This window comes from Mycobacterium sp., assembly GCF_035603715.1.
Lineage (GTDB): Bacteria > Actinomycetota > Actinomycetes > Mycobacteriales > Mycobacteriaceae > Mycobacterium.
The window spans coordinates 1-3,474 of sequence record NZ_DATNJW010000474.1 but is presented as its reverse complement, the minus strand read 5'-3'; the positions used below and the strand labels follow the sequence as shown (position 1 = coordinate 3,474).

Here is a 3,474-nt window from a genome sequence, read left to right as displayed (position 1 = left end):
GACGAAGGTGTCGGCGAAGTAGAGCACCTGCTCGACGAAGGTGGCGTGCGCCCAGAAGTAAGTGTCGGGGTCCAACGCGTGATACCGGTCGCCGCTGGGCATTTCGCCCTTGATCTGGTGGTGGAAGTCACGGACCTGCTGACCGGTGTTGTCATCGTCCGATCCGTAGACGGTTCTGAAAATCGGCGGCAGTGAGCGCTTGATCCGCGCCGAGGTGTCGCTGAAGAACACCGAGTGGTCCAGCACGCCTTGCCCGAGTTCGGCGAGCATGTTCTGCAGCACTGCGGGCCGCGGCCCGATCAGGAACATCCGGTTGTCGCCGAAGTATCGCCACACCAGCGACTGCGGCCCCAGCGGCAGTGCGTCGGTGGTCTGCCCGGCAGGAGACTCACTCAGCTCGGTCATGTTGAACAGTGTTACATATTTCGTACTTTGTACCAAGTTGTGTCCGGCGGCCATCAGCGTCGCACGATGAATACGTTGCGCTATCGAGACGGCACGGTTATTGGAGTAGCGCTGCCGACGCGGCATTATGACGCTCGTGCCTGAACTGTCACGCCGCGCTGCTCTGCGCCTTGGTGCCAGTGCCGTCGCCGGAGCTGCGGGAATCTGGACGTTCGGCGCGCTGCTCGATCCCAGCCGGGTGCCGGCCGACCCCGGCCCCTTCGGACCCGCGGCCCCGCCCGGGCCGCCTGCGCCACCGGTCGCCGCCCCCGCGCCGCCGGTCGCCGCTCCCGCGCCAATGCCGACCAAGGTGTCCGGCTCGTTCGTCTCGGCGGCCCGCGGCGGCATCCTGACCAACTACGTCATCGCCAGGCCGCCCGGCCAGATCGCGCCGCTACGCCCGGTGATCGCCCTGCACGGCGTGCGGGGCAGCGCCAAGCAGGTGATGAGCTTCGGCGTCGAAGAGGGACTCGCCGCAATGGTCAACGCGGGCCGGCCGCCGTTCGCGGTGGTCGCGGTCGACGGCGGCGACAGCTACTGGCACCGGCGGGCCGGCGGCGAGGACGCGGGCGCGATGGTGCTCAACGAGCTGATCCCGATGCTGGCGACGATGAACCTGGACATCACCCGAGTGGGTTTCATCGGCTGGTCGATGGGCGGCTATGGCGCGATGCTGCTGGGCGCCCGGCTGGGTCCGGCACGGACCGCCGGGATCTGCGCCGTCAGCCCGGCGCTGTACCAGTCCTACACCGCCAGCACGCTCGGGGCGTTCGACAGCTACGACGACTGGACGCAGAACACCGTCTTCGGGCTGCCGGCGCTGTCGTCGATTCCGCTGCGGATCGACTGCGGCAACGACGACCGCTTCGCCCCGGCCGCGCATCAGTTCATCGCCCAGCTGCGCACGCCGCCCGCCGGTGGTTTCTGGCCAGGTGGGCACGACGAGGCGTTCTGGCGTCAGCAGCTGCCGAGCGAGCTCGCCTGGCTCTAAGCATGAAACTGCTTGAGCCGCAAGCTATTTGTCACCACGAGTAGCGACGAGCAGGCCATCGCCGCTCCGGCGATCATCGGGTTGAGCAGACCCATCGCGGCCAGCGGGATGGCCGCGGCGTTGTAGGCGAAGGCCCAGAACAGGTTCATCCGGATGGTGCGCAGCGTGCGCGCCGACAGCCGCAGCGCAGTCGGCACAGTGTGCACGTCGGTGCGCATCAGCGTCAGGTCGCCCGCATCGATCGCCGCGTCGGCGCCGCTGCCCATCGCCATGCCGATGTCGGCGATGGCCAGTGCCACCGAGTCGTTGACGCCGTCGCCGACCATGGCCACCGTTCGGCCCTGCGCCTGCAAACGCTTGACGGCGTCGGCCTTTTCGGTCGGCAGCACATCGGCGATCACATCGGCCGGCGCGATGCCCACCGCGTCGGCGACCTGCTGGGCCACCGCGGCGCTGTCGCCGGTGAGCAGCATCGGGGTGATGCCCATGGTCTTGAGGTCGGCGATCGCCGCGGCGCTGCCGGGCTTGATCTGGTCGGCCAGGGTGATGACGCCGCGGAGCTGCCCGCCCCAAGCCACCTGCACCGCGGTCTGACGTGTCGGCGCCAGCAGGTCGACGCCGGCCAGCGAGCCGGCTCGCGACACCGCAACCTCGACACCGTCGACCACACCCACCACACCGGTGCCCGGATCGTTGACGAACCGCTCCGGGCCGCTGCGAGGCGCGAGTCCGCGAGCGTGGGCGGCCGCCACGATCGCCGCCGCCACCGGATGCTCGGATGCCGACTCGACTGCTGCCGCGCGGGCCAGCACCGCGTCGGCGTCCTCGCCGGGCCGGGGCTGGACGTCAGCCACCGCCATCGCTCCGGTCGTCAGGGTTCCGGTCTTGTCGAACACGACCGTGTCGACGCCGTGCACGGTCTCCAGCACCCGCGGATCCTTGATCAGGATGCCCAATTGCGCGCCGCGCCCGGTGCCGACCAGGATCGCCGTCGGGGTGGCCAGCCCGAGGGCGCATGGGCAGGCGATGATCAGCACCGCGACGGCCGCGGTGAACGCCGACGCGACCGGCTGCCCGGCCATCAGCCAGCAGGCCATCGTCGCCGCCGCGATCGCCAGCACCGCCGGGACGAATACCGCCGCGACCCGGTCGGCCATCCGTTGCACCGGCGCCTTGTTGTTCTGGGCGTCGCTGACCAACTTGGCCATCCGGGCCAGTTGGGTGTCGGCGCCGACTCGGGTGGCGCGCACCAGCACACGGCCGTAGGTGTTCAGGGAGCCGCCGACCACCGTGTCGCCGGCAGCCACGTCGACCGGTACCGGCTCGCCGGTCATCGCCGAGGTGTCCAATGCCGTTGTCCCGTCGATGATTTCGCCGTCGGTGGCGACCCGCTCCCCCGGCCGCACGACGACGACGTCGCCAACCTGCAGTTGCGCGATTGGCACGCGAAGCTCATCGCCGTCGCGCAGGACCGCGGCGTCCTTGGCGCCCAGGCTCAGCAGCGAGCGCAGCGCAGCCCCCGAGGCACGCTTGGCCCGTGCCTCGGCGTAACGGCCGGCCAGCTGGAACACCGTGACCGCGGCCGCGACCTCGAAGTAGACCGGACCCGCACCGCGTAAGACCGCTGCCGTCGACCACAGGTAGGCGGCCAGCGTGCCCAGCGACACCAGGGTGTCCATCGTCGAGGTGCGATGACGCGCGCCGAGCAGCGCCAAGCGGTGAAACGGGTAGCCGCCCCACGCCACGATCGGCGTTGTCAACGCCAGCGCCACCCACTGCCAGCCGACAAACTGCCAGCCCATCAGCATCGACACCGCCACGATCGGAATCGCCAGCAGCGCCGAACAGATCAGCCGTGAACGCAACAGGTCCTGCGGCTCGTCATCGTCGTGGCTGAAGAGGTCGACGGCCACCGACGCGTGGTAGCCCGTCGACTCCACCGCGCGGATCAAATCACCGGCCGACACCTCGGACTCGTGCTGCACATGGGCCCGCTCGAGGGCGAAGTTCACCGCCGCCCGCACCCCGTCGAGCCGGTT

The 3,474-nt window shown here is 69.9% G+C and carries 3 protein-coding genes; 1 reads left to right on the top strand and 2 read right to left on the bottom strand.

The window, feature by feature from the left end; translation table 11 throughout:
• Positions 1-405, bottom strand: a 405-nt coding sequence (locus tag VN856_RS19625) for an oxygenase MpaB family protein (protein WP_325692026.1), incomplete at its 3' end; no start/stop codon positions are given.
• Between the two features lie 127 nt (positions 406-532).
• Here VN856_RS19625 and VN856_RS19620 point away from each other — a divergent pair.
• Positions 533-1,435, top strand: a complete 903-nt coding sequence (locus tag VN856_RS19620) for an alpha/beta hydrolase-fold protein (RefSeq protein ID WP_325692024.1) — start codon at positions 533-535, stop codon at positions 1,433-1,435.
• Here the strand turns inward: VN856_RS19620 and VN856_RS19615 are convergent.
• A partial coding sequence (locus VN856_RS19615) for a heavy metal translocating P-type ATPase (protein ID WP_325692022.1) occupies positions 1,432-3,474 on the bottom strand: 2,043 nt, incomplete at its 5' end. The two genes, VN856_RS19620 and VN856_RS19615, sit on opposite strands and share 4 nt — an antisense overlap.